The sequence below is a fragment of the Bartonella sp. AA23NXGY genome (genome assembly GCF_042197165.1).
Taxonomy (GTDB): domain Bacteria; phylum Pseudomonadota; class Alphaproteobacteria; order Rhizobiales; family Rhizobiaceae; genus Bartonella.
In genome coordinates this window covers 1-5,230 of sequence record NZ_JBHIRO010000039.1, presented here as the reverse complement: position 1 = coordinate 5,230, position 5,230 = coordinate 1, and the positions used below count along the sequence as shown (strand labels likewise).

3 protein-coding genes are annotated in these 5,230 nt (G+C 42.4%); all 3 read right to left on the bottom strand.

The window, feature by feature from the left end:
• Positions 1-252: 252 nt before the first annotated feature.
• Positions 253-660, bottom strand: coding sequence for a hypothetical protein (locus ACFINY_RS09320; protein WP_375612665.1), 408 nt, complete (start codon positions 658-660; stop codon positions 253-255).
• Positions 657-1,748, bottom strand: coding sequence for a filamentous hemagglutinin (locus tag ACFINY_RS09315; protein WP_375701038.1), 1,092 nt, complete (start codon positions 1,746-1,748; stop codon positions 657-659). The genes ACFINY_RS09320 and ACFINY_RS09315 overlap by 4 nt, the downstream gene beginning before the upstream one ends.
• Positions 1,749-1,816: 68 nt before the next feature.
• A partial coding sequence (locus ACFINY_RS09310; RefSeq protein WP_375701037.1) for a hemagglutinin repeat-containing protein occupies positions 1,817-5,230 on the bottom strand: 3,414 nt, incomplete at its 5' end.

Sequence of the window (5,230 nt, the reverse complement as noted above, 5' to 3'; positions counted from 1 at the left end):
GTGAGGGAATTGAGTTAACACATCCAGTGATACTTAACAGAGCTATACAACTCAATAGTTTTAAGATTTTCTTCATTCTTCCCCTCTTTCAATGGATTTATTTACAATAAACAGCTCATAAGCTTGTTGATATTTTCTGTCACCGCTGTTTAAACAACGGTGAACAATATTGAAATGGTTGCTTGAGGAAACAATCCCGCACAGGCATGTAAAAACGTGAGTGTGGGGATTGTCGGTCATCACAAACAAAACTTAAGGTTTGCATTCAGGTTGTACTGGACTTCTTTTACAAAAAGGGCTGTTTAAGCGCTTTTCAACACTTCGTTTCGGAATGACCGCGCCTGGTCGACAAATCGGAAGGTTTTCCTCTTTAAAAGTATAACACGGCTTCCCTCCCCCTTTATAACGGAATCCTGCTTGAATCATACATGTATAAGTTGTTGCTTTTGCATTGATGCTCTGCTTTCTATTTTCTGAATCAGGATCGATAAGACTCGGCATTCCACATTCTAATAAGGCTTTTCCTACCTCAGTAGAATCCGCACCTGACTTCTCCCACATACTCACGTATCCTGGAGCAGGTTTGTCAATGTTTTCAATATCACATCCAGCAACCGTTAACAGAATGAGCAGGCTTAATAAATTAAACAACATTTTCATTTTTTGTTCCCTGTTCTCGTTGAATAAAGTTTGTTAAAACTAAATGAACCATAATTAATTTGACACTCACGACTCGCATCAGCATAACAATTATGGGGGCTCGGGTTAAGGCCCAAGACCGCTCTCCCCATCTCTCTGAGAGGATTAGTTGCTATAGTAAATAAACTGTTTGCTGCAAATATCATCATATAAAAAGGATTTTTTATACCTTTCTCCAAAAGTGAAAAATCTAGATTTAAAGGTGCCTTATAAGCCGTAGGCCAATTGTAACCAATCACTGTACTAATGGGGTCTAACATATGACCTTGTATGTAGATATAATTTTTTTCGCCATCGCTTAGATAATCTACTGTATTGGCCATCGATTGCATGTGAGCAGCCGCTCCAACAAGATAGAAGTCTGTTTTCTTGGCTACACTGTGGATACCATGTTCTTGCAAGTCATTTGCTCCATTGCGTATTGTTAAGGTACCCCGGCTATGCCCACTAACAATAGCATTGTCATTGCCATAACGATAGATAAAATCTTGGAACTTCTTGGTCGAATTACTCAATCCCCAAGTGCTACCCTCCCAAAACTTTTGATAATATGCTACCCCTAATTCTACCAGCACATCATCAGCTTGTGGGTGGTATGTAAAATAAAGGGGTTCATGTTCATTATCAGCTAAGTGGACAGCATTACCGGCTGCTTCATCTGGTGTGTTAAAAATACCATTATAGAACATACGCCTGTTGCCATCAGAGCCAGCTTGTAAATGCTGCTCATCTTCAGCATTTAAAAAGTGATACAGAGTAATATATTCTCCATCGCTGTCTTTTATAGGTTTTCCATTTTCATCGGTTAAATAGAGGACATTGCCATTTTCATCATGCAAAATCTCACCTACTGGATGTTCTTTAACATTTGCGACTTCGCGCACTTTGTCCCAGTATCCCAATCCTTCATCCGATAAATCATTGATCATATCTACGCGATTATGCACTGCTCCCTCAAGCGGTGCGACATCTAGCTGTCCTACAGCTTGGTGGGCTGCTGCGGTGTTGCGGTTGAGAGAGCCAATGATTTGTCCAGCATCTTGCCCCATCGCCCTCTGTCCAGTTGTATCAGTAAGGATGATAGTCCCATCGCTGATAGCAGATTTGGTTTCCCCTTCTACTCCATCATGCGCTTTTTAGAGGCTTCAGCATTACGCTTTTTAGAGGCTACATCATTGTGCTTTTTAGAGGCTACATCATTGTGCTTTTTAGGGGCTTCAGCATTACGCTTTTTAGGAGCTTCAGCATTACGCTTTTTAGAGGCTACATCATTGTGCTTTTTAGAGGCTACATCATTGTGCTTTTTAGGAGCTTCAGCATTACGCTTTTTAGGGGCTACATCATTGCGCTTTTTAGGGGCTACATCATTGCGCTTTTTAGGGGCTACATCATTGTGCTTTTTAGGGGCTTCAGCATTACGCTTTTTAGAGGCTTCAGCATTGCGCTTTTTAGGGGCTTCAGCATTGCGCTTTTTAGGGGCTTCAGCATTACGCTTTTTAGGGGCTTCAGCATTACGCTTTTTAGGGGCTTCAGCATTACGCTTTTTAGGGGCTACATCATTGCGCTTTTTAGGGGCTTCAGCATTACGCTTTTTAGAGGCTTCAGCATTGTGCTTTTTAGGAGCTTCAGCATTACGCTTTTTAGGGGCTTCAGCATTACGCTTTTTAGGGGCTTCAGCATTACGCTTTTTAGGGGCTACATCATTGCGCTTTTTAGGGGCTTCAGCATTACGCTTTTTAGAGGCTTCAGCATTGTGCTTTTTAGGAGCTTCAGCATTACGCTTTTTAGAGGCTACATCATTGCGCTTTTTAGAGGATTCTTCACTATATTTTTTATAGGCTTTATCGCTGTATTTAAATCCTTCTTCCAGCAATTGTGTTGCCATTTTACGATCTTCACCAGCTGTTTGTTCCAGCTTAGTGACATCTATTTGTGATACACCCTTATGAGCTTCAGCGGTATTACGGTTAAGGGAAGCTATGGTTTGATCAACGCCTTGCCCTGTCAATGCCTTCTGCCCTGCTTCATCAGTAATGACGATGGTGCCATCGCTAATGGCAGATTTGGTATATCCTTCCCTTGAATCCTGTTGTTCTGCATGATCTAAAACATTTTTGGCAATGTTTTTAGCGATGTCGTATTCGCCCATTGCACCACCCGCTGCAATGCTAATCCCATCACTGCTGGCTTTGGCACTCGCACTGTTGCTGATATCACTGGTGCTGATGCTTCCTGTGGTCAGGCTGTTTTTTTCTGCCAAGGCTGTGCTTTCAATAATACCTCCAGTCAGCGTTGTTTTATCTTTAACGGTGATCTCAAAGCCGTCATCACGGGCTTTAATGCCTGATTGTTCCACAACACTGTGATAATCGCTGGAGGATTGATCATTTTGGAAAGAGACGTTTATTGACGCACCATCAGGCTTTCCATTGCCTTTAACCCCAACAGAAACAGAGTTTTTTTTGCTGGAAGTTTGTCCCGTATCACTGCGGCTGACAACGGTAAAATCACCTCCTACTTCCATTTCTACACGCTCTCCAGAAACCACGGCGCCTGCCAATGTGGTGTTTGCCCCACTCGTGGTATGAACAGTACCTGTGCCATCAATATGGCTGTTCTTTTGTTGAACCTGTTCACTGGAACCTTCCCCTTGACTAAAAGCAGCACTGCCTGTTACCCCTGCGCCACCCGTGCCATAACTGGCTCCAATATTCATTGAAGCGCTTTGGCTATGTTTTTGTTTGCTTTTCTTGTTTTGCGCACTTTCAAAGGTAATATGCTGTCCTGCTTCCAAGTTGATATTCCCGCTCTGCGGATCATTGCCCAGCGCATAAACAGGATTGGTGCCAGCGATAATATCAGCTCCAACACCATGGATGCTGCCTTTGTGGGCTTTCATATTGACAGAACGCCCAGCTTCTATGCTATTGGTTACAGCAGTAGATGTCTGAGAAGACTTCTCTTCCTTTTCAGTCTTAAAGCCTACGGTAACACTGGTAGAAATATCCACCATCTTGAGAAGGGAATCTTTTGTTGATCCGCTCTTTATCCCATTATAGAGATCTTTGCCTTTGTTATAGAGATCTTTGCCTTTTAGACCAAGAATGATGCCATTGCCGATTTTGTGTTTTGTATCCCCATGACCAAAACGTTTAACTGCATCCTTTACATCTTTTACTGTACCAAGAATACCCACATTGACAGAACCTGTAACACCAGCAAAGAAATTTTCATGGTTTTTTTGTGTCTTAGAGATATCTTGGCTTTCCGAAAGCGTGATATTATTACCGGCATCAATGTTCACATCACGATTTGCCGAAACAATAGCTGCTTGCATATTTACATCATTGTCAGCAGTAATCTGCACATCTCGGCGTGCCGTGATGTGTGATTGTGCGGAAGTGGTTTCCCATTGATCGCCCGTATCTTTGACGCTTGCAACCCCAACACCCAAAGAAACACTACTGCTGCTCTTTCCAAACTGAATGCCAAAACCTGAACGCTTTTCTTCAGAATTTGACTTATGGCTATTATGACCCACAAGCACATTGACATCACGAGCTGCCGAAAGGTTAATATTCTCACCTGCAAAATCAGAGCCCACTATGCTCACATCTTTTTTCTTGGCAATGATGTTGATAGTGCCATACGCATTGAGAGAAGAGCCTTGATGTTCAAAACTCTCTTCATTTTGCACCTTTTCCTCACTCCCATATATCGACACAAAGTCCTCACCTGAGCCCGCGCCAAAACCAGATGCATGTTCTTCTGAGTGGCTGCTATGGTGATCTTGCATGCCATCAATCGTCACATTTTCTGCTGTCACATTGATGTTTTGACCTGAAAGCAGATAAGAAGCAGTAATTGTGGACTCTTTTTCTGCTTGCAAATCAATGTTGCCCGTTGCCTCAAGAACAGAGGAAACTGTTGTGGTGTGCGATTCAGATTTATCGGAAGATTTCTCATGCAAAAAGCTACTTGATGACGATTGGTATTGCTGATCGTAGTGTTCTTGAGCGCCTTTTATGAGAATATTCCCACCAGAGTGAATAGAAATATCTGCTTTTGCTTGATCTGGTGTTTCCTCTTCTTTTCCAGCAAAAAGCATCGATCCAATGATTTTTGTATCGTTGCCAGATTCAAAGGCCATCCCTTCACCCCCTGTTATACTTGAGCCCACAACTTGAGTAGCCTCAACATTATTATGGACTCTCTCACTAAATATTCCATCCTCTTTGTGATCGGATATCTCATAATGTAAGCTATCTTCTGCATTGTTGATCAGGATATCGTTACTGGCTTTCAGCCCCACCTTGCCCTTGGCATCTATATCGGAAGCCGCCATATGGATATCTTTTCCAGAGAGAACAGTGGTCTCTTTTCCAGAACTTAAATGAGAGCCATTGTGTAAAGCAACATGAGATGTTTCACTCCCATTCTGATTATCCATACTATTGCGTGTGGCATCAATCGAAACATTCCTCTCAGCTTGCAAGAGAAGTTTATCCTTTGTTTGAACATCAGAGCCTAA